17 protein-coding genes are annotated in these 21913 nt (G+C 61.0%); 7 read left to right on the top strand and 10 right to left on the bottom strand.

Annotated features, from left to right (window positions below; genetic code table 11):
• The first annotated feature begins 5 nt into the window (after positions 1-5).
• Positions 6-1955: a glycoside hydrolase family 13 protein gene (locus NBW56_RS07125; protein ID WP_250258613.1), complete on the top strand. Its 1950-nt coding sequence runs from the start codon at positions 6-8 to the stop codon at positions 1953-1955.
• A 65-nt stretch (positions 1956-2020) separates the two neighbouring features.
• Positions 2021-3649 (top strand): glycoside hydrolase family 13 protein, encoded by a 1629-nt coding sequence (locus NBW56_RS07130; RefSeq protein WP_250258614.1) that lies wholly within the window; start codon positions 2021-2023, stop codon positions 3647-3649.
• An 80-nt stretch (positions 3650-3729) separates the two neighbouring features.
• On the opposite strand, the gene NBW56_RS07135 is transcribed toward NBW56_RS07130, so the two are convergent.
• From NBW56_RS07135 to NBW56_RS07150, 4 genes are all read right to left on the bottom strand, one after another.
• Positions 3730-4530 carry an IclR family transcriptional regulator gene (locus NBW56_RS07135; RefSeq protein WP_250258615.1) on the bottom strand — a complete coding sequence of 267 codons (801 nt, stop codon included), beginning with the start codon at positions 4528-4530 and terminating at the stop codon, positions 3730-3732.
• Between the two features lie 75 nt (positions 4531-4605).
• Positions 4606-6360 (bottom strand): BCCT family transporter, encoded by a 1755-nt coding sequence (locus NBW56_RS07140; protein WP_250258616.1) that lies wholly within the window; start codon positions 6358-6360, stop codon positions 4606-4608.
• Between the two features lie 37 nt (positions 6361-6397).
• On the bottom strand, positions 6398-7240 hold the full coding sequence (locus tag NBW56_RS07145; RefSeq protein ID WP_250258617.1) for a creatininase: 843 nt from the start codon (positions 7238-7240) through the stop codon (positions 6398-6400).
• A gap of 118 nt (positions 7241-7358) precedes the next feature.
• Positions 7359-8606, bottom strand: coding sequence for an aminopeptidase P family protein (locus NBW56_RS07150; protein WP_250258618.1), 1248 nt, complete (start codon positions 8604-8606; stop codon positions 7359-7361).
• A 371-nt stretch (positions 8607-8977) separates the two neighbouring features.
• Here NBW56_RS07150 and asnB point away from each other — a divergent pair, with 371 nt between their 5' ends.
• Together asnB and NBW56_RS07160 are read left to right on the top strand one after the other, a co-directional pair.
• Positions 8978-10849, top strand: a complete 1872-nt coding sequence (gene asnB / locus NBW56_RS07155) for an asparagine synthase (glutamine-hydrolyzing) (RefSeq protein ID WP_250258619.1) — start codon at positions 8978-8980, stop codon at positions 10847-10849.
• Complete coding sequence (locus tag NBW56_RS07160) at positions 10846-12105, top strand: carboxylate--amine ligase (protein ID WP_250258620.1); 1260 nt, start codon at positions 10846-10848, stop codon at positions 12103-12105. The genes asnB and NBW56_RS07160 overlap by 4 nt, the downstream gene beginning before the upstream one ends.
• Before the next feature lie 10 nt (positions 12106-12115).
• On the opposite strand, the gene cuyB is transcribed toward NBW56_RS07160, so the two are convergent.
• Positions 12116-12865: a cysteate racemase gene (gene cuyB / locus NBW56_RS07165; RefSeq protein ID WP_250258621.1), complete on the bottom strand. Its 750-nt coding sequence runs from the start codon at positions 12863-12865 to the stop codon at positions 12116-12118.
• Entirely contained in the window at positions 12865-14175 is a 1311-nt protein-coding gene (locus tag NBW56_RS07170; protein ID WP_065247582.1) for a carboxylate--amine ligase, read from the bottom strand. Before NBW56_RS07170 ends, cuyB begins: the two co-directional genes overlap by 1 nt.
• A gap of 306 nt (positions 14176-14481) precedes the next feature.
• Here NBW56_RS07170 and NBW56_RS07175 point away from each other — a divergent pair, with 306 nt between their 5' ends.
• The 3 genes from NBW56_RS07175 to NBW56_RS07185 are packed head-to-tail and all read left to right on the top strand — an operon-like array spanning position 14482 to position 17627.
• Positions 14482-15780 carry a glycosyltransferase family 4 protein gene (locus NBW56_RS07175; RefSeq protein WP_250258622.1) on the top strand — a complete coding sequence of 433 codons (1299 nt, stop codon included), beginning with the start codon at positions 14482-14484 and terminating at the stop codon, positions 15778-15780.
• The gene (locus tag NBW56_RS07180) at positions 15777-16562 is read left to right on the top strand and encodes a TVP38/TMEM64 family protein (protein ID WP_250258623.1); all 786 of its coding nucleotides are present in this window, start codon (positions 15777-15779) and stop codon (positions 16560-16562) included. Before NBW56_RS07175 ends, NBW56_RS07180 begins: the two co-directional genes overlap by 4 nt.
• Before the next feature lie 12 nt (positions 16563-16574).
• Entirely contained in the window at positions 16575-17627 is a 1053-nt protein-coding gene (locus NBW56_RS07185; RefSeq protein ID WP_250258624.1) for a glycosyltransferase family 4 protein, read from the top strand.
• Here NBW56_RS07185 and NBW56_RS07190 read toward each other — a convergent pair.
• From NBW56_RS07190 to dnaK, 4 genes are all read right to left on the bottom strand, one after another.
• Positions 17624-18058 (bottom strand): heat shock protein transcriptional repressor HspR, encoded by a 435-nt coding sequence (locus NBW56_RS07190; protein ID WP_126847588.1) that lies wholly within the window; start codon positions 18056-18058, stop codon positions 17624-17626. The two genes, NBW56_RS07185 and NBW56_RS07190, sit on opposite strands and share 4 nt — an antisense overlap.
• Before the next feature lie 33 nt (positions 18059-18091).
• Positions 18092-19087 carry a DnaJ C-terminal domain-containing protein gene (locus tag NBW56_RS07195; protein ID WP_250258625.1) on the bottom strand — a complete coding sequence of 332 codons (996 nt, stop codon included), beginning with the start codon at positions 19085-19087 and terminating at the stop codon, positions 18092-18094.
• A gap of 136 nt (positions 19088-19223) precedes the next feature.
• Complete coding sequence (locus NBW56_RS07200) at positions 19224-19871, bottom strand: nucleotide exchange factor GrpE (protein WP_250258626.1); 648 nt, start codon at positions 19869-19871, stop codon at positions 19224-19226.
• The gene (gene dnaK, locus NBW56_RS07205; RefSeq protein WP_250258627.1) at positions 19868-21730 is read right to left on the bottom strand and encodes a molecular chaperone DnaK; all 1863 of its coding nucleotides are present in this window, start codon (positions 21728-21730) and stop codon (positions 19868-19870) included. Before dnaK ends, NBW56_RS07200 begins: the two co-directional genes overlap by 4 nt.
• Positions 21731-21913: the final 183 nt, after the last annotated feature.

Consider the following 21913-nt stretch of genomic DNA (forward strand, 5'->3'; position numbering starts at 1 on the left):
CTCGCGTGGAGATTCCCGCTCATTCCACGGGCACCCTCCTCGCGCGCGAACCGTTTCATGACAGTTCGCGCGCGGGGGTGCCGTCTCGCTCCGCTGGTCTCGGTGCGTCCGTTCCGCTTCGCGTATGGGTTCCGGATTCGGTAGAGAATCCGACGGTTGTTTTGCGCCAGGTGGTGGACGGGGAGCCGCGATTGGTCACATGCACCTCGGGCAATTCCGACGGTGCCGGGCGCTGGTTTGAGGCCGAGCTTCTCGCGCGCAACCCCGTGACGAAATATCGTTTCCTTATTTCCGGGCGCGAGGGCGATCGTCCCGTGTATGAGTGGCTCACGGCCGCCGGAATCGCCGACCACGACGTGTCCGACGCCCACGATTTCATATATCTCGCGCGTGGCTCGAAAGCACCCGAGTGGCTCGAGGGCGCGATCGTGTACCAGGTGTTCCCGGATCGGTTTGCACGCTCAGCCTCGAGCGGGAAGCTTCCGAAAGACGCGCTTGCCGAGTGGGCACTTCCCATGCAGTGGGAGGAGCCATGCGAAGAAAACGGTGAAAAAAATGGCCGCCAGATTTATGGCGGCGATTTGAAGGGACTCGAGGAACGGCTCGATTACCTCAAAGATCTCGGCGTCAGCGTTGTGTACATGTGCCCGATCTTCCCCGCGGGGTCGGCGCATCGATACGACGCCTCGACGTTTGACCGGGTTGATCCACTGCTCGGTGGCAACGAGGCGCTCGTGTCGCTCACCGAAGCCGCGCATGAGCGTGGCATGAAAATCATCATGGACCTCACTACGAACCACACTGGCAACACGCACGAGTGGTTCAAGAAGGCGCAAGCGGACGCGACGAGCGAAGAAGCGGGCTTCTACTTCTTTACGGAGCACCCCGATCGCTACGACGGCTGGCTCGGCATTGATTCGCTTCCGAAGCTCGATTACGACAGTGCCGCTCTTCGCGAGCGCATGTACTCCGGGGAAAGCTCGATCGTTCGCCGCTACCTCGGGCCCCCGTTTAACGTGGATGGTTGGCGCATCGACGTCGCGAACATGACGGGCCGCCATGGCGGGCAGGATCTCACCCATGAGGTCGCCCGCGACATCCGCGAGGCAATGCGCGAGGACACGTGGCTCGTGGCGGAGCATTTCCACGATGCTTCCCCTGACCTTTCCGGTGACGGTTGGGATGGCGCCATGAATTACACGGGATTCACGAAGCCCCTGTGGGCGTGGCTCAGTCCCGAAAAATCCGCGGTGAATTGGCTCGGCCTTCCCATGGGGGTGCCGAAACTGTCCACGCGAGCGGTGCTCGCCACGCTGCGCGACTACAATGCTCAGCTCACATACGAAGCGCGCTTACATTCGCAAAACCAGCTGTGCTCACACGACACTGCCCGCAGCCGCACCGTTTTCGGCGATCCCGATCGTCACGCGGCAGCGCTCGGCGCTCTCGTGGGACTGCCCGGTGTCCCCACGTTGTTCGCCGGCGACGAGCTTGCACTCGAGGGTAATAACGGCGAGCATTCGCGAACGCCCATGCCGTGGACCGCTATCGATACGGATACCCTCTGTGAGCACCAACGGCACTGGCGCGACCTCACGGCCGCGGTTTTCGCTGCGCGCAGCGCGCTCAAGGCTCTACAAAGCGGGGGGCTGCGCTGGCTACACGCAGGCGAGGACTCACTGACGTTCATGCGCACCGACCGCACCAAGCCCGTGCTCGTTCACCTCGCACGTGCAGCACACGACGACATCGCCCTTCCGGAATCGCTCGTGCTTGCCTCCCCCAGCGAGCACGACAGCGACGCCGTACACTCCCCCGGCGTCTCTCTTGAGACCATGAGTGCAGTAAGCGGTGGGCAAGCGTCGGACCAGACCATAACGCTGCGAGCCGAACGCGCAGGTTTCCTGATCACCCCCATGCGGCCTCTCGCGGACGTGCCCGCACGCACCGCGTAGCCGCCCCTAAGTGTTCCCGCCCGCTCTCACGCGGGCACCCCAAGAAAACCAAGGAGGACTTCCACATGGCCAACGAATGGTGGCGCGACGCCGTTGTTTATCAGGTGTATCCGCGCTCGTTCGCTGACGCAAACGGTGACGGCATGGGCGACCTGCCCGGTATCACCGCAAAACTCGACTACCTCAAGGATCTGGGCGTCGATGCCCTGTGGCTCTCACCGTTCTACACGTCGCCCCAGAAGGACGGCGGCTACGACGTTTCCGACTACACCGACGTTGATCCGCGCTTTGGTTCGATCAGCGACGCCGACGCTCTCATCGCCCGCGCACACGAGCTCGGCATCAAGGTCATCGTCGATATCGTTCCGAACCACTCGAGCGACCAGCACGAACTGTTCCAAAAGGCCCTCGCGGCGAAGCCCGGCTCCCCCGAGCGCGACATGTATATGTTCCGCGACGGCAAGGGCGAAAACGGTGAGCTCCCGCCAAACAACTGGCAGTCGATCTTCCACGGTAGCGCGTGGACGCGCGTGACGGAGGCCGACGGTAAGCCGGGCCAGTGGTACCTCCACATCTTCGATACCTCCCAGCCCGACTGGAACTGGGAGAACCCCAAAGTCCACGAGCTTTTCGAGGGTGTGCTGCGTTTCTGGATGGACCGGGGGGCCGACGGTTTCCGCGTGGACGTCGCGCACGGCATGGTCAAGCCCGAGGGGCTTCCCGATGCTCCCGAGGTCAAGGAGACCGCCATGCTCGATACGGGCGATGACGAAGACATCCCCGTATATTTCGATCAGGATGGCGTGCACGAGATCTACCGCGAGTGGCGCGCAATCATGAACGAGTACGACGGCGATCGCATGATGGTCGCCGAAGCGTGGGTTCCGAAGAACCGCCAGCACCTCTACGTGCGCCCCGACGAAATGCACCAGATCTTCAACTTCGGCTTCCTTCAGGCCGGTTGGAGCGTCGAGACTCTCACGTCGGCGATCATGGAGCCGCTCACGTTTGCGAACGCGGTTGGCGCCCCCACGACCTGGGTGCTCTCGAACCACGACACGATCCGCCACGCGACCCGCTACGGCTTCGATCACGGCTACCGCTTCGGCGAGGGCCTCTCGCGCGAGGAAAAGCCCGATTTCGAGCTCGGCGTGCGCCGCGCACGCGCCGCGACTGCGCTCATGCTCGCCTTGCCCGGATCGGCATACCTCTACCAGGGCGAAGAGTTCGGCCTTCCCGAGGTCGCGGACATCCCCGACGAGCTGCGCGAAGACCCAGCCCACAAGCGCGCTGGTGTTCCGGGCCGCGACGGCTGCCGCGTGCCGCTCCCCTGGGAAAAGGACGCCCCCGCCTACGGTTACTCGCCGACGGGCGAGGCGTGGCTCCCCCAGCCCGAAATCTTCGGTGAGCTCGCCGCAGATCAGCAGGCTGGAAAACCAGATTCGACACTCGAGATGTACCGCACGGCCCTGCGCCTGCGTCGCGAGCTCGAGCTCGGCAAAGGCACCGACGTCACCATCAACGATTCGCTCGGCGAGGGCATCCTCTCGCTCACGTCGGGCCCCGTCACGGTGCTCGTCAACACGACCAGTGAGGACGCACCGCTTCCCGCAGGTGCCGAGGTCCTCTTCGCCTCGGTCCCGGACGCGAAGAATACTCTCGCCGCGAACTCGACGGTATGGATCAAAAACTAAGCACCGCGTGCGCCTGAAGGCGCGATGCTGAGCTGGCAGGCGTCGGAACCGGGAAGCCCCGGGACCGGCGCCCGCCGCTTTTAACTGAAGTTTTCGGGCGTAAATCCCATGCTTCTGCCGATTTTCTCCGCCGCCTCGCGCACAGCTGGGCACAGGGAATCGAGGCGTGCATTCGGCGTGCGAAACGCCGGCGCGGCGAGCAGCAAGGCCCCCACGATGCCGCCTCGGTGATCGAAAATGGGGCTCGCAATGCCGATTTCGTCGTCATTTGAATCACGATTATTGACAGCGACCTGGTCTTGGCGGATGTCTTCGAGGCGCTTCTCGCATTGTTCACGATCCCAGCCGGCTGCTTCGGGCTGTGCCTCACGTACCCCCGCAGTCTTGAGCCCCACCTCGCCCCCGCGCCACGCATGGAACACACGCACCGTCGCGTGTTCGAGCGAAAGGTAGCGCGTGCCGATCGGGGGCACGTGGCGAATCATCTCTGTGCCCTGCACCTGCTCGACCACGATCGCCTCCACCCCGTCAAAGACACACAGGGAGACGGTCTCGCGGGTTTCGGCCACAAGATCTTTCATGACCGGATACGCGAGCGAGCGCAGGTCGAGGTGCGAAAGAAGGGGGCCTACGATCGAGAGGAGCCCCCAGCTCAGCCGGTATTTTTTGGTCTCGGGGTTCTGGGAGACCATCCGCTCCGCCTCAAGCGTGCGGAGGGTGCGGGACACGCTCGACTTGTGGAGCCCGACGGCTTCCGAAATTTCGGTGACACCGCATTCGGGCTCGTCGACGGTAAAGCATCGAAGGATGGCCGCGACGGTCGAAATCGTGGAGTTCGAGCGCGGTGCCTGAGGCGCGGTGTTCGTGGTCGCTTTCGTCATGACGGCTCCATGCTAATCACCTTGAGAGGGCCCCTGCGCAAAGCGGGGACCCTCTCGCAAGTACTGTGATGAGCGTTATGACTTCTCGGGAAGGCCCGGGATGTCGTCGGGAATCTCCTCCGGCGGAAGCGGAAGGCCATGCTCGTCGACCGTGAAGTCCTCGGGGCGTACCTCGGGATCGTTGACCTCACGCTCGAGCAAGCGGGTTTCGCGGTCGCGATGGCGCAAACGTCTAAACAGGTTGATGATCATGAGCAGCACCACGAACGAGAAGGGGAACGCGCCGATGATCGTGCCGGTCTGCACGGTGTCCACAACCGAATCGGAGCCGAGCGAAAGGAGCACGATTGCGACGACGGCGATCGAGACGACAAGCACAACCCTGAAGGCGCTACTCGCCTTTTTCGGGGCGTTCACGAACTCCGCGAGCGCGTACGTGCCTGAATCAAGAGAGGTAACGTAGTAGGTGCCCACGAGGACGGTCGCGACGATGATGAGGATCGTGCCGATGTAGGGAATCATGCCGAGCATCTCAAAGAGGCCCGCCGCATTATCGATCCCCACTGCTTCGGTGACGGCACCGCCGCTCTTCTCGTCGTAGAACATCCCGGCCGAGGCAATGACGCCCACCCACACCATGACGATAACCGACGGCACGATCGTCACGCCAACGACAAACTCACGGATCGTGCGGCCGCGCGAGATGCGCGCGATGAAGCCGGCAACGAAGGGGCTGAACGCGATCACCCAGCACCAGATGAACACGGTCCACCAGCCGTTCCAGCTGTCCTGCCACGAATCGATCGGGGTCATCGTAAGTTCGGGCGCTGTAAAGAAACTCATCGAAAGGAAGTTGCTGATGAAACTTCCCGAGGTCTGCACGAGGTTCGAGAGGATGTAGACCGTGGGGCCGAAAAGCAGCACGCCGAGCACGAGCACAACGGAAAGAATCGTGTTGAGCTCAGAAATGCGTTTCATGCCCTTATCCACTCCCATAAAGGCGGAGAACGCGGCAAAAACAGCGAACACGGCGATCACGATGAGCCACACCGTATTACCACTCTCGAGGCTCGTAAGTGAGCTGAGCCCCGAAGAGAATTGGATGGCGGCGAACGAGAAACTCGTGGCGAGACCGAGGACGGTCGCGATGATCGCGAGCATCTCGATGACCACACCCGCGGGGCGCTGGGCCTTCTTTGGAAGGATGTCGACGGTGGCCTCCCTAAAGGTGAGGGTCTTGCCGAGGTTGTGGTGCGAGTACGCGAGGCACGCGGCGATACCGCCGTAAATGGCCCACGCGGTAAAACCCCAGTGGAAGTACGTCCACACGATGCCGCCCTCACCAGGATTCCCCGTGATCGGGAGGATCGCTGAATCCTCCTTCATCATGATGGGTTGAGCGAGCGACCAGAAGATAAGGCCGATACCTTGACCACACGCGAAGAGCATCGAATACCACGCGAAAGCCGAGTGCTCGGGCTTCGCTTTCGGGCCGCCGAGCCGCACCTTGCCGAGCTTGGAAAAGGTGAGCCACACGCACAGTGCCACCGCAAGCACCGAGTATGCGACGAAGTACCAGGTCCATCCCGCCGTGATGTGTGTGCGAAGACCGTCGATCACGTTCGCGGTTCCATCGGGATTCACCACAACCGCGACCACCACGCACACGATGAGAACCGGTGGCAGCGCCTTGATAATGAGGGAATCAATAGGCGGGATGATCGAACCTCGGAACCGAGGGAGCTGTACCTCCGTGGTCTGGGTACTCGGTTCCTCTTGTGATTGCTCTGGCCCTACCTGATCCGGTTCGGGCTTTCTCGGTCGGGGCATAGTTCTGTCCTTCGTTAGGGCGGGCGCCTATGGGCGCTTAGGTAAGGTTCAGTTCTTGGAGGAGGTCAGCAGCGATCGCGGAGGTCGCAGCGCTAAAGAGCCACTCTCCTTTTTCGCGGCTGGCTCCTCGCGGTGACGAGAGGCAGCCCGTTTCGGGCGTACGTTCGGGCACGACGGGGAGACGGTCGAAGCGAGGTAGATCAGCCGCGGGGTGATCGACCATCGCGGATTCGTTCACGAGACTCGGGTAAAGACGCATCATGAGGGCAGTTTCAAGCACTCCGCCGTGCTCGATGTCCCATCCAGGGAAGCCGTCGGGATACACCTTCGCGAGCGTCGAGTCATCCACATAGTCCCAATAGCTAAGCAAGAGCGCGCTGCGCTCGGATCCCTGCACGATCCCGAGGTCTCGAAGAGCAAGGTCCACGCCTTCGTAGAGGAACTGGTAGTTCTCATAGTGTCCGTTGACGAACACCACGCTGCTCACGCCTTGTGCGAGAAAACCCCGCGTGATGTCGCGTGCGTAGCTCGTGAGAGTGTGGGCATCGAGGCTAATTGTGCCGGGGAGGTGATTCCCCCCGCCGGACTTCTGCTGGGATTTATATCCGTATACGAACGGCTGCGCGACTTTTACCGGACCAACGTCACCATACGCCTTGGCGTTGACGAGATCGCACGCTCCGCGTGCCACGGCGTGCGAGAGAAGGGCGTCGGTACCGAGCGGCATGTGGGGGCCGTGCTGCTCGAGGGCGCCGACGGGGATGAGCACGACGGAGCGCCCTCGGCACCACGCGGCATAGTCGGGGGCTGCGGTAAAAGCGAGGTCGCGTTCGGGGTGTGGGGATACGGCGGTGTCGAGAATAGTCGGGTCGATGTCCACGGTTGGCTCCTGGAGATGGGGCGGGATGAATCGAATCGGGCGCAACTAACGAAAAAAGCGTAGGCGGCGCGGCCACGATGCGGTGGCCGCGCCGCGTGTTTGCTCAAGATGCGAGACTTCAGGCCGGGATGATGTTCTTCTCCGGCCCGTACGGGAACTTCGTGATGTCTTCAGTCGAGTCCTCGCCGACCACGACGATATCGTGCTCGCGGTAGCCACCGGCGCCCGGCTGTCCTTCCGGAATCGTAATCATGGGCTCCATCGAAACCACCATGCCGGGTTCGATCACGGTGTCGATGTCTTCGCGAAGCTCGAGGCCGGCCTCACGACCGTAGTAATGGGAGAGAACGCCGAACGAGTGACCGTAACCGAACGTGCGGTTCGGAAGAAGCCCGTAGTCCACGTAGATTTTGTTGAGCTCGGCCGCGATGTCCTTACATACGGCACCGGGCTTGATCAGCTCGAGACCTGCCTCGTGAACCTCCACGTTGATGTCCCAGTAGCGGTGCGCTTCGGGACTCGGCTCTCCCACGAAGAGAGTACGTTCGAGGGCCGTGTAGTAGCCCGAGGTCATCGGGAAGCAGTTGAGCGAGAGAATGTCGCCCGCCTCGAGCTTGCGGGTGGTTGGCCAGTTATGCGCGCCGTCGGTGTTGATGCCCGACTGGAACCACACCCACGTGTCGCGTACCTCTCGATGCGGGAAGGTCTTCGCGATTTCATGCACCATCGCCTCGGTACCTGCAAGGGCGACCTCATACTCGGTCACACCGGTGCGAATGGCATCGCGGATCGCTTCACCGCCGAGGTCCGCAATGCGCGCACCATGCTTGATGACCTCAATCTCTTCGGCGCTCTTAAACATGCGCTGGCGCATCGATTCAAGTGAGATATCCACGAGCTCGGCGCCATTGAGAGCGTTTTCGAGGCGACCGCGCAGGAGCGTGGGGAGCGAATCATCCTCAACGCCAACGCGCTTCGCACTCACGCCCGCGCGACGAAGGGCCTCGCGAATACCCTCATAGTAGTTATCGCGGTTCCAGTCGGTATACACGATGTTGTCGCCGTAGCTCGTGCGCCACGGCATTCCCGCGTCGATGTTCGCAGAGATTGTGCACGTGCTTTCCTGTGTCACGACGAAGGCGTAATGGCGCCCGAAATAGGTGAAGAGGAAGTCGGAATAGTACTTGATGCCATGGAAGCTCGTCAGTACAACGGCGTCGAGGTCTTTCGCGGCCATGATCTCGCGAAGGCCGCTGATGCGGCGTTCCATTTCGGCGTCGGAAAAGGTGAGCTTCTGCTTTTCGCCGTTCTGGATGGTCTTGAGGGCTTCGAGTTCGGATACGGATGTAGCGGGTTTCTCAGTCATGGAGTTCTCCTTCTTCTCACGCGACATCGCCGCGGATCGGTACGCAGCACTGCGTATGTGCGATCGCGCGAATGCGCTGCGTCGAGCATCCCGCGATCGGCGCAGCCGGAACCCGGCTGCTGTGCTCAAGGGCGCCGGGGCTATCACGTCACGAGAATCTCTTCTCGCGTTGCGCTATTGGCAACCCTGTTGCAGTACCAGTATGCACCCTCCTGGGACCCTTGTCACACACATCACTCAGACTGCATAAAAGCGCAGGTACGCGATCATGAGATCAACACACCATCAACGCTGCACCCCGACACGAGAGGCGCCACTTAGAGTGGTGGGGTCAGCAAAATCTAACAGTTGTTACCCCAGAAGGGATCCACATGTGCGGGATAACCGGCTTCATAGATTCGACCACGACTGAACGCAAGGCTGTTCTCTCGCGCATGGCCGACCTCATCAAGCACCGTGGCCCCGACTCGGATGGCTACTACGTCGACGACTCCGCTGCTCTCGGATTCCGCCGTTTATCGATCATCGATCTCGATCACGGTCACCAGCCAATCGCCAATGAAGACGAGAGTAAGTGGATCACCTTCAATGGAGAGATCTACAACTTCCCACTCCTTCGCGAACAGCTCGAGGAGGCGGGGCACACATTTCGCACTGACGCCGACACGGAAGTCATCCTCCATGGCTTCGAAGAGTGGGGAGAAGACGTCGTCAACCACCTCCGCGGAATGTTCGCCTTCGTGATTTGGGACCGCGAGTCACGCACGCTCTTTGGTGCGCGCGACCCATTCGGAATCAAACCCTTCTACTACCAGCACAACGAAAAAACGTTTCTCTACGGGAGCGAGATCAAATCATTCCTCGCACACCCCCATTTCCACAAGGCCGTCAACGAACGCGCTCTGGCCGATTACCTGAGCTTCGAGTACATTCCTGGCGAAGAGACAATGTTCGATGGGGTCAAGAAGCTTCTTGCCGGCCATTTCTTCACCTTTCGTGAGGGCAAGCTCTCAATCGAACGATATTTCACGCCGGAGTTCGACGAAGATCCAACGAAAAGCCTCGACGAGTGGACCGAAACAATTCAGACTTGCATCACAGAAAGCGTCGACACGCACCGCATTTCCGATGTCGAGGTTGGCTGCTTTCTTTCTTCAGGAATCGACTCGTCATATATCACGAACGAATTTGCTTCGAAGACTTCCAATGTCAAGGCCTTCTCGGTGGGCTATAGCGAAGAGCAATTCTCTGAGTTGAGCTATGCGCGAGAGTTTGCAAATCATATCGACGTCAACTTTTCCGCTAAGGTGCTCGGTGCAGAAGAGACTTTCGCGACAGTTCCAGACATCCAATACTTCATGGATGAGCCCCTCCCCAACCCCTCGGCACTTCCCCTCTTCTTTCTGACGAAACACGCTGCGGAATCCGTCAAGGTTGTGATGAGCGGCGAAGGTGCAGACGAGTTATTTGGAGGGTACAACCAGTACCGCGAGCCTCTCGATTACGCGCTCTACACCCGCTTGGTTCCGGTACCCGTGCGTCGCTTGCTGGCGAAAGGAGCGGTCCACCTTCCCAAGGTTCCTGGGCGACGCTTCCTCACGCGCGCTGCGAAGCCCCTGAGCGAACGCTTCTTCCGCAACCAATACGTGTTCAGCGAGGCCGAGCGACTCAAAGTGCTGAAAAAGGGGTCGCTCGCAGCCACGAGCGCGGTCCCCACTGCGGAGCGCACTCGTGCATTGTTTAGGCGCTGCTCGCACCTCGACGACATCACAACGATGCAATACGTGGATATCCACACGTGGATGATGCACGACATCAACCTCAAAGCCGACAAGATGTCCATGGCTCACTCACTCGAGCTTCGAGTCCCCTTCCTTGATCGAGGCGTATGGGCGGTGGCTCGACGCCTTCCTACCCCCCTTCGAGTATCCAAGGAAAGCACGAAGACCGCACTTCGTTACGCTGCGGAAAAACGCATTCCCCGCGCAACTGCCCGCAAAAAGAAACTCGGATTTCCCGTTCCGCTCAACGGCTGGCTCCGCGAGGAAGAGTATGCGACGAAAGTGCGAGAAGCATTCAATTCGGAAGCTGCCGAAAAATTTTTCGATCGCGATTACATCAACGGGCTCCTCGATCGCCATCTCTCCGGAACCGATGGCTACATGAAACGCATTTGGTCGATCTACTGCTTCCTCGTGTGGCACGAAGAATTCTTCATCAAACGCACGGAGGTCGTCGCGTGAACAGCGGATACAAATCTTCGCTCGAGATTTTTCTCGTCGGTACAGGGCTCGGCATCTACACGCTTTCCACGGCTTTTCACGCACTGACAGGAGTGCGCACCACAACCATTACCCGCACCCCTATCGCGGCACAGAAGCACTCAGCGAGTGGAGCGGTCATCGAGCTCGGTCCGACGGCTTCCGATGCCGACATCGTCGCGGAACTGCTCGCACGCGCCCGCTCGCGTGAAGCAGAAGCGCTGACTGCGGGGCGAACACCTGCAAAACACCTCCTGCTGTGCAACGAGGACGCGCTTGTCGAGATGTTCGCTAAGCACAGAGGGTCGCTCGAGAAGTACTTTGTACTTCCGATCCCTTCTGATCAGGCACTCGAGGCGATCGTGGACAAAGCGGAATTCGCGAAGCTGTGCGCGACCAATAAGGTACCCGCGCCGCGCACTGAGATTGTCGATTTCTCGTGCGACCCATTCCCCTCACCAACCAAGCTCGAGTTCCCCGTGGTCGCAAAGGTCGCGAAAGCTTCAGCTCTTCTCGGTCTCTCTATTCCCGAGAAGAAGAAAGTCTATTTTGTCCGCTCACAGGCCGAGCTCGATCAGGTGTGGACCAACCATCGCGACGCGGCCTTCACTGGGCGTTTCGTTGTCCAGGAATTGATTCCGGGGGATGACACTGCCATGTGGTCCCTCACGCTTTATCGCGACAAGAACGGAAGCGTGACTTTGCGCGCGAGTGCTCGCGTCCTTCTTGAAGAGCACACCCCCGAAGCACTCGGGCGCCCCGCGGCGATGCTCACGCAATTCGATCCCGATGTACTCGCGCAGGCTACAAGGCTTCTCGATGCAGTCGATTACCGAGGCTTCGCGAATGTCGACCTCAAACGCGATCCGAAAACGGGCACACTTCTTTTTCTCGAGATCAACCCACGAATAGGGCGCAATAATTTTTACGTGACGGGCGCGGGTGCAAACGTTGCCCAATTCCCGTTAGCCGACGCTCTCCATGACACCTCACTCGAGTGTGTCGACGTCAAGGAAAGCATCCTCTACTCGCTTGTGCCCATGGCTCTTCTTTCACGCTATGTGAAGGATTCGGCTCTGTGGACGAAGGTTAAGAGGGCTGCTCGCAAGGGCGTGAAGAATCCGTGGGTATACGGTCCCGACAACCCGCGTGCCAAGCTCTACTCCCTCGCAGTTGCCGCCAATCACATAAGAAAATTCCAGACACACTACCCGCGCCCCACCCAGACCGGCTTCTAAGACCCGGGGCTTAGTGCGCGAAGGCCGGTGTAAGGTGCCTGCCCGTATTCTTGACCGTCGCCTTCGCGAGCTCACGCAGCGAGTCAACAATGCGCCTGTCGCCTGACATCGATTCCTTGTCAAAGATCAAACTCAATTCGGTGCACCCAAAGATCACGGCACCCGCGCCAGCCGCCTCCATAGCGTCAATAATGCCCGAAAGAGCAGGGAGGTCAACGGGGCGGCCGGCCTTGACTTGGTCGTAGATGAGAGAGTTCACGACATCTTGAACGTCTCGTTCGGGAACGAGCGCAGTGAGACCCGCGTGCTCGAGTGCATCCTGATACACCCGCGCTTGGATGTTGCCCTCTGTCGCGAAAACGGCAACGGGTGCCCCCTCTGCTCGTCTCTCTCGTAAACGCTGGGTGGCGGCTCGTACCGTGACATCGACAATCGAGAGCAGCTGGATGTCCACACACGAATCGATCGCTTCGGCGTAGTGATGGGCGGTGTTGCAGGGCAGCACGAGAAACGACGCTCCCGCATTCTCCAAAAATGCCGCATCGCGGGCCAGCACAGGGCCCGGGTCCTCTGCATGCTCAGGGTCGAGGATATGGCGCGTACGATCGGGGGTGCTCGCGTGCTGCATCACGATGCAATCAATGTGGTCCTGGTCCGTTCGAGCAGCGGTCGCTCGCACAAGGACGTCCATGAACACGGCGGTCGCCCCGGGCCCCACCCCTCCAAGTACCCCTACGAAAGGGTTCTGCCACACCGTCATCACTTCTCCCCCGAAGCCTGCACGTCTGCATAATCGGGTTTGTAGTGCGTGCGGAATTTTTTCACGTAGTTCACGAGCGCCGCATAGTAGTAGAACCAGCGTTTCGGGTCTTTTTCGACTCCGCGATAGTTAAGCGGATTCTTGACACGTCTCGCCTTGAGTACGCGCTCGAGGATCGCGCGCGATTCGGGGTCGCGGGTGTAGTGCTTGACCAGGGCCACCGGCACCACGGTGTAGAGCGTTTCGGGCTGGTCCTGAACAATCTCCCCCGGCTCTTTGAAGGCACCGAGGAGGTGCTCGTTGACGTAGTAGGTGACAGGATTGTGGCCAGCTGCGGTGATGTAGTAGTTAGAGCGGCCGAGTCGGGGATTAAGCTCAAAGAACACGGTTCGGCCCGTTCGCGGATCATACTTGAGGTCGAAGTTCGCATAGCCGGTCCAACCGAGCTCAGTCACAATTTTTTGGGCCTGCGCCACGGCTTCGCAATTGACGCCCGAGACGATCGCTGCGGGATTACCAATGGCGCCTGGAGTGTGTTCCTCGAGCAGCGTCCGCCCCCACGAGGCAAACCGAATACGGGAGTCACGGTCGCAATAGGCGGTGAGGATGCGCATGTTTTGATCGTCCCCGGGAATGAGATCCTGGACGATGATCGATTTGCGATAGCCGGCCCCGTGGATCTTCGCAAAAAGTGCACGCAGATCCTGCTCGTTCGCTACAGTGTGGACCTTGGATTTCCCAACAAAACTCGTTCGCTTCCACGCCGAAACGTCGGCCGGTTTCGCGATTACGGGGTAGTCAAAGGGGAGGTCGAATGATTCCGGCACCCCCGCTGCGAGATCGACGATCACCGTTTCGGGGTGGTCGACACCGAGCTTTTCGCACAGGCGCGTGAAGTTGTTTTTCTCGGTGCCAGCCTCGAACGCCTCGAGACCCACGTACGGCACGATCCACGTGGGGTCCATTGCTCCGAGCTCATCACGGACCCGGATGATGGATTTGACCGTGGCATCAGCGGACCCCAAAACGATGGCGTGAGCGTCCGGCCGCGCGCGCCTGATCTTCTCGGCGATGGCAGTGAGCGACGACGCGAGCACTTCGGGGTCCATGGGATCCTCGCACAACACGTTGTCAATAATCGCGCTCCTCGCGATCTGCCAACCGAGTTTCGCGCTCACAACGATCGACTTGACCCCGTACGCCTCGTGAAAGGCGCGCGCTAGTGAGTAAGCGCCGATGTCACCCCCGACAATGACCGGTTGTATATCGAGCAAGGCCGCCGCTTCCGGCGAATTTTCCGTGTGCACCATAGCCGCGACTATATCGAGCCTCGAGGTCTCAGTTGCGTTCCCGCGCGCGTGACTTCGCGCAACTGAGGCCTTTCTCCCCGCACGCGATTCCGGGAAAACTCCGGGATGGCGTTCACCGCCCCGAAACATAGGACACATAGTCTCGAAGTGCGAAGCGTTGTGGTCACGCGCCCGCCTGCGGGTTTGCAAGCCTTGCTTGCCGGTGAGGTCTTAGCCTCGCGGGTTGAGCAATATCAGTCTCGGGGATGATTGAGTCGATCCCCATGACTGATGTGTCCACAAGCCTCCGCGACTCACGATGGAGACATGATGATGCACAGCAGTGATCGAGAGCCTCTCAAGGTCCTTATTACAACCGACTGGTACGAGCCGGTTGTCAACGGGGTCGTCACAAGCGTTCTCACGCTCAAGAAGCAGCTCGAAATGCTTGGCTGCGACGTGCGTGTGTTGACCCTCGCCGAGTCCCTCAGGTCCTCCTCACGAGACGGGGTGTACCGGCTCGCTTCTCTCAACGCTTCGATGTTCTATGACCACGCGCGTATCTCGGTGCTCCCGAACCGGAAGATCCGCCGCGAAATCGAGGAATGGCACCCGGATGTCATTCACTCGCAGTGCGAGTTTTCGACCTTCCTGTGGGCCCGCACGATTGCGAAGGCGCTAGGCATCCCGATCGTGCACACGTACCACACAATCTACGAGGACTACACCCACTACTACGCGCCCACGAAGACGATGGGCAAGAAGATGATCACGGCCTTTTCGAAGAAGTTCTGCGAGCAGGTCAGTGCAGTGATCACACCGACCGCGAAAGTCGAAAAGCTTCTGCGCGGTTACGGCGTCACACAACCGATCGCCGTGATTCCCACGGGCCTCGACCTTTCCCGGTTCCGCGCCGCCCAGACGAGTGCCGATCTCGAGCGCAGCCGCGAGATTCGCAGCGAACTCGGCATCGCCGAAGGCACGAAGGTTCTCGTCTCGGTGTGCCGCCTCGCGAAGGAGAAAAGCGTCGACGATGTTCTTCGCCACCTCGCGAAAGCTCGCCCCTCGAACACCGTATTCGTGCTTGTGGGCGATGGCCCTTCGCGCGACGAGCTCGAAGGTCTCGTCGACCATCTCGGAATCCGCGACATGGTGCGTTTTGCCGGTTTCCGCCCGCCCGAGGAGGTCGCCGACTACTACCGCATGGCCGATCTTTTCGTCTCGGCTTCGCTCAGCGAAACCCAGGGCCTCACGTTCATCGAGGCCATGGCGTGTGGCCTCCCGCTCCTGTGCCGCAAGGATGATTCCCTCGACGGCGTGATCCTCGAAGGCAAAACTGGTTACACCTACGCAGACTCGACCCAGTTCGCCGAGCGTCTTGCCGACATTCTCGAGGATGATGCGCTGCGTGCCCGCATGGCAGCCTGCGCCGCTCGGCGCGCCGCCACGGTTTTTTCGGCGGAAGCTTTTGGGCGCTCCGCAAAAGAGGTCTACGAAAAGGTGCTCGCAAGCGTCGGAACCGGACGCCACCGCAGCCCGTTGAGTTTGAAGATTTCCACCCGACCCGAGGGCGCCGCAAAGGCCCCTCGCTGCACGACCAATGGAGAAGAGCGCCTGGCCGCATGAGTGCACACGAGGATCCCACAACCGCACCAACCGAAAGCTCCTCGCCAGCGTTCCCGGGCGCCGAAAAACTTCCCTTTACTCCTACGGAGCGTTCACGCACCAATATCGCTCCCGCGATCGAACCGCGGGATCAGATGAGTGCGAGAGAGCACCATCAGTCGCGCTTCGGTGAGCACACCGCCGAACGCGTTACCGCACACAAGAAGGCCATTCAGATTGCGGTCAAGGTCATGCCGTTCGTAGGGCTCGCGTTCTCGATCGGCCTCGTCGCGTGGGGTATTAAGACCGGTACACTCAAGTCCCTCGATTCCCTTCAGGCGTACATCGATTCGCTCGGGATCTGGGGACCGATAGGTTTTATGGCGGCGAGCTTCGCCTCGGTGATGTTTCCCATCATCCCCGCCGGGCTCCTCGTGATCGCTGCTCCAATTCTGTTCGGGCCGATCGAGGGCACAATCTATAACTGGCTCGCGGTGTGCGCCGGCTCGCTCACGAACTTCATCGTGGCACGCCAGGTGGGCATGGCTCTCATCGAAGCGATGTTCAGCGAGAAGACGATCGAAAAGTATCTCGGGTGGACGAGGAAACCCGGTTTCACGACCGCGTTTGCAGCGGCGATCGTGCTGCCCATCGCCCCGGATGACCTCCTCTGCTACCTCGCGGGCACGACGAAAATGAAGTTCTCGACGTACGCGTGGATCATCCTCCTGGGGAAGATCCCCACCCTCGTGGCATACGGGCTCGGCATTAGCGCGCTCGTCACCAATCTCCTCCCCTGGTAAGAGGGCGCACGCATGGCGAAACCACGCATTCACGCATTTTCGAAAGCCGACTCCGTCGCGGGTCAGGGGGTGGGAAGCGCCTACCTCGAGCAGGTCGCACTCATCAGCGCGGAGCTTAGCGACGAATTCGATATCAACCCGCGAGCACGCCTCGGACGCTTCGGCGACATCAACCATTTCCATTCCATCAATCCGGAATATCGCGCTGCGATCCCCCTCGCCAAGCGGCGTGGGGCGACGCTCGCCCACGTGCACTTCATTCCAGAGACCGTCGATGATTCGATCGCGATGCCGAAACCGGCACGCTGGGCGTTCTACCGCTATATGCTGAACTTCTACCGCGCCACGGATACGCTCGTCACGGTCAATCCCTGGTTCATCACGGCGCTCGAAAGCGAATACGGCTTCGATCCGTCACGCATCACGTTTATCCCGAATTTCGTTTCGGAGGAACAGTTCCATCCGCTCGAGAGAAACGAGAGCATCGCACAGCGGCGACGGGCCTGGGGTGCAGAGGACACTCGCTTCGTGGTCATGTGTGCCGGCCAGCTCCAAACCCGCAAGGGATTTTTTGATCTTCTCGACGTTGCACGCGCGATGCCTGAGGCGCTTTTCGTGTGGGCCGGGGACTTTTCTTTCGGTCGCATCACGAGCGGCTACGAACAAATCACAAAGGCAAAAGAGAATCTCCCCACGAACGTCAAGCTCATTGGGCTTGTGCCGCGCGAGGAGATGAATGAGTGCTTCAACGCCGCGGATGCGTTTTTCCTGCCAAGCTACGAGGAGCTCTTTCCCATGACGATCCTCGAAGCCATGGCAACCGACACCCCTATCGTGGTGCGTGACCTCGTGTACTACGAAGGCGTGCTGTTCGATCACGCGACGCGCGTTCAGGCCGGCCGTGGTGAGATCGATGGATTCGTCGAGGCCCTCACGAGTCTGAAGGACTCCCCCGCTGCGTATGCGAAGGCCCAGCGGTCCGCACGCGAAGGCGCGGCCCGCTATTCGAGGGCGTCGGTCGCCGCGAAGTGGCGCGAGTTCTACCGGAGCCAGCTCACGCGCTAGCGGGAACCTTCGGGCCTCCACACGACGAGCGCACCCGCTTGGCGTCGGCGTGGCCGCTGGCCGCGGCGCATCGCTTCGACTTCACCGGTTTGCGAGGTCGCGAAAATGCGGCTATCGCGGCGGCGCTGCTCGTCTCGCTCTTCGGTGACTTCGTCGAGTTCGGCCCTGAGCCTCTCCACCTCGTTTTGCAGCTCGAGGATCCGCTTGATTCCCGCAAGGTTGATGCCTTCCTCTTGCGAGAGGGCTTGGACCTGCCTCAACTGCGCGATGTTCCATGCGCTGTAGCGTCGCCCGCGCCCACTCGTGCGCTGCGGCGACACAATACCAAGCCGATCGTAGGTGCGCAGGGTTTGCGGGTGCATCCCCGTAAGCTCGGCCGCGACCGAGATGACGAAGACTCCCGCGTGCTCATCGAAACGTGACGGTGCCATGTCTCCTCCTTCTCGTGGCCGTCGGTCGTGGTGCTAACGGGTGGCGTTCTTTGCAAAATCCGCCCGGGGATCGAAGTCGCTCGTGGCCTCGGCGAAGTCGCGAAGGGCGCGCTCGGCGGTTTCGCTGAGCGTATCGGGAAGCGCAATCGTGAGCGTCACGAGCAGGTCACCCGTGCCCTTCTTGGCCCGAACGCCTTTACCTTTAGCACGCAGCGTGCGCCCGGAGGGAGTGCCGGCGGGGACCTTCATGGTGACGTGCCCGCCATCGAGGAGCGGCACACGCACTTTCGCACCGAATGTAGCCTCTGCGGGGGTGATGGGAACGTCAATGCGCAGGTTCATCCCGTCCATGGTGTAAAGCGGGTGGGGTGCAACCTTCGCGGTGAGCATGAGGTCGCCGGGGGCGCCACCGTTCGCCGACGCTTGCCCTTTGCCCCTGAGCCGAATTTTCTGCCCGTCGTGAACGCCCGCGGGAATACGGGTCGTAATATTCCGCCCGCCGGCGCTAAACGACACCTCGGTTCCGAGCACCGCGTCGCGGAAGCTCAGCTTCACGCTCGCACTCACGTCGGCGCCTTTTTGAGGTGCCTGGCGCCCAAAGCCGCCGTTCGGCGAGAAGCCTGCGCGGCCCTGAGCCCCACCGAAGCCGCCTCCGCCAAACATTCCCATGAGATCTTCGATGTTGACGCCGCCCGCGCCACCACCGAAACCACCGCCGGTGAAGGCACCGAAGAGGTCTTCGAATCCACCGCCGGAGGCACCGCCGGGGCCCGAGGAAAAGCGTGCGCCGCCCGCGCCCATCGCGCGAATCGCGTCGTACTGCTTGCGATGCTCGGCGTCACTCAAAATCGAGTAAGCCTCGCCTACCTCTTTGAAGCGCTCTTCTGCCTTGGCATCCCCGGGATGCCTGTCCGGATGCAGCTCCTTCGCCTTCTTGCGATAGGCCTTTTTGATCTCTGCTGCGGAGGCGTCCTGGGAGACGCCGAGGATCTTATAAAAGTCCTTGCTCAGCCATTCCTGCTGGCTCATGGTGTCTCCTCGTCAAAAGTGTGAATCTATGGAGCGAGGCGGCGGTGCGTGTGCCCGCCGCCTCGCGGTGTGCTGGTGGCGTCGGCCCGCCCCGTTCCGGTGTCACGTGGCGGGAGGGGCCGACGCTTGCCCTGCCTTAGTTGGGGCCGACCGTGCCCACGCGCGCCGGGCGCAGGACACGTTCCCCCATCATGTAACCGGGCTGCATGATGACCTCGAGGCTCGTTGCCTCGGCCTCATCACTGCTCGAGTGCATGAGCGCTTCATGCTTTTCGGGGTCGAATTCTTCGCCTTTTTCGCCAAAGCGCGTGAGTCCGTGCGCACCGAGTGCTTCCTCAAGCTTGCTCGTGATCGAGGCAAACGGGCTGCCCTCGGCGATATCCCCGTGCTGCCGAGCGAGCTCGATGTCGTCGAGGACGCTCAGAAGCGAGGTGAGGACCTTTGCGACGGCCTGCTGCTGACCCACGACGGCGCTCTGTTCGATGCGCCTGCGCGAGTTCACGTACTCTGCTTGGTCGCGCTTGAGCTGCTCTTCGAGCTCGTTCACTTTCGCCTTGAGGGCTTCGGTCTCGGCGACAGCGCTCTCGTAGAGGGCTCCGGCCTCGGCGGAGAGATCGTCGACCTCGGCGCCTTCGGGCGTGTCAGTGCTGTTCGCGGTGGCCGCGGCGGGCGCGGGAGTTTCCTCCGGCGCGCCGCCTGGTTGCTGCTCGTTCATGTCTGGCTCCTCGCCTTTCGTGGACGTGCGCTTATCGGTGAACGTGAACGGTTTGTCGTTCTCGCTCACTTGTCGTCCTCATCGTCAACGATCTCGGCGTCGACGACGTCGTCGTCTTCGCCCGAGGTGGCGTTGGCCGAGTCGGCGCCTTCGGCGTTACCTTCCTGCTCGGCCTGAGCGGCCGAGTAGATCGCGGTGCCGACAGCCTGGAGCTTCTCGCTCAGTGCTTCGCGTGCGGCTTCGAGGTCGCTCGTCGAGGCGTCTTCCTTGGCGAGGGTTTCCTTGGCCTCCTTGATCGCGTCCTCAGCCGCGGTCTTATCGGCATCCTGGATCTTGTCGCCGTTGTCCTTGAGGAGCTTGTCGCCCTGGTAGGTGAGCTGCTCGAGGGTGTTGCGAGCGTCAGCGTTCTTGCGGCGCTCGGCGTCCTCGGCTGCGTGTGCCTCGGCGTCCTTCACCATACGGTCGATCTCTTCGTCGGAGAGACCCGAGCCGCCCGTGATCTGGATCGACTGCTCGTTGCCGGTGCCGCGATCCTTGGCGGACACGTTCACGATGCCGTTGGAGTCGATGTCGAAGGTCACTTCGATCTGCGGCATGCCTGCGGGTGCCGGAGCGATTCCGGAAAGCTCGAAGGTGCCGAGCAGCTTGTTGTCACGCGTGAACTGGCGCTCACCCTGGTACACCTGGATGGCGACCGAGGGCTGGTTGTCGTCAGCGGTCGAGAAGACCTCGGAGGTCTTGGTCGGGATCGCCGAGTTGCGCTCGATGAGTTTGGTCATGAGCCCGCCCTTGGTTTCGATGCCGAGCGAGAGCGGCGTGACGTCCATGAGGAGCACGTCCTTGCGGTCGCCCTTGATCACTGCGGCCTGGAGCGCGGCGCCGTACGCCACGACCTCGTCGGGGTTGACGCCCTTGTTGGGCTCCTTGCCGGTGAGCGAGGTGACAACCTCGGTCACGGCCGGCATACGGGTCGAGCCACCCACGAGGATGACGTGGTCGATCTCGGAAACCGAAACGTCGGCGTCCTTAATGACCTGGTGGAACGGTGCCTTGGTGCGCTCGAGCAGGTCGCTCGTGAGCTCCTCGAAGTGGGAGCGCGTGAGCTTCTCGTCGAGGTGGATCGGGCCGTTTTCGCTCATCGAGAGGTACTGGAGCGAAATGTTGGTCGAGGTCGAGCTCGAGAGTTCCTTCTTGGCCTGTTCAGCGGCTTCCTTGAGGCGGTGAAGGGCGATGCGGTCCTTCGAGAGGTCCACGCCGTCCTTGTTCTTGACCTGGCTCACGAGGTAGTCCACGACACGCTGATCCCAGTCGTCGCCACCGAGGCGGTTGTCACCAGCGGTTGCCACGACCTGGATAGCCGAGCCGTCCTCATCCTTCGAAATTTCGAGAAGCGAAACGTCGAACGTACCGCCACCGAGGTCGAACACGAGGATGCGCTCGTCATCCTTGCCCTTTTCGAGGCCGTACGCGAGTGCGGCCGCGGTGGGCTCGTTGATGATGCGCAGGACGTTGAGGCCCGCGATCTGGCCGGCGTCCTTCGTGGCCTGGCGTTCCGCGTCGTTGAAGTACGCGGGAACGGTGATGACCGCATCGGTCACGTTCTGACCGAGGTACGACTCGGCATCGCGCTTGAGCTTGCCGAGGATGCGAGCCGAGATTTCCTGGGGGGTGTACTTCTTGTCGTCCACATCGGTCGTCCAGTCGGTGCCCATGTGGCGCTTCACGGACGAGTACGTGCGGTCAACGTTGGTCGCGGCCTGGCGCTTTGCGACTTCACCGACGAGGACTTCGCCGGACTTCGAGAAGGCCACAACCGAAGGGGTGGTGCGAGCACCTTCGGCGTTCGCGATAACGGTGGGTTCGCCACCTTCGAGAACGGCAACAACAGAGTTGGTGGTGCCGAGGTCGATTCCTACTGCCTGTGACATAAGTGTTCTCCTTCCGCGTGTGCGACCGGTGGATTTGCGTGGTGGCCGCACCGCTATCAACTTGGCTGTGCTCAAGAACGCGATTAGTCAACGCTCCCCAAACCGGGGTTGTCAATCGATGTATCACTCAACTTGAGTTCACTAGGCTCAACTCTTGCGAGGCTGCGCTTATTCCAGGCCGCT

The organism is Dermabacter sp. Marseille-Q3180 (assembly GCF_940792985.1).
In the GTDB taxonomy this organism is placed as follows: Bacteria; Actinomycetota; Actinomycetes; order Actinomycetales; family Dermabacteraceae; genus Dermabacter; species Dermabacter vaginalis.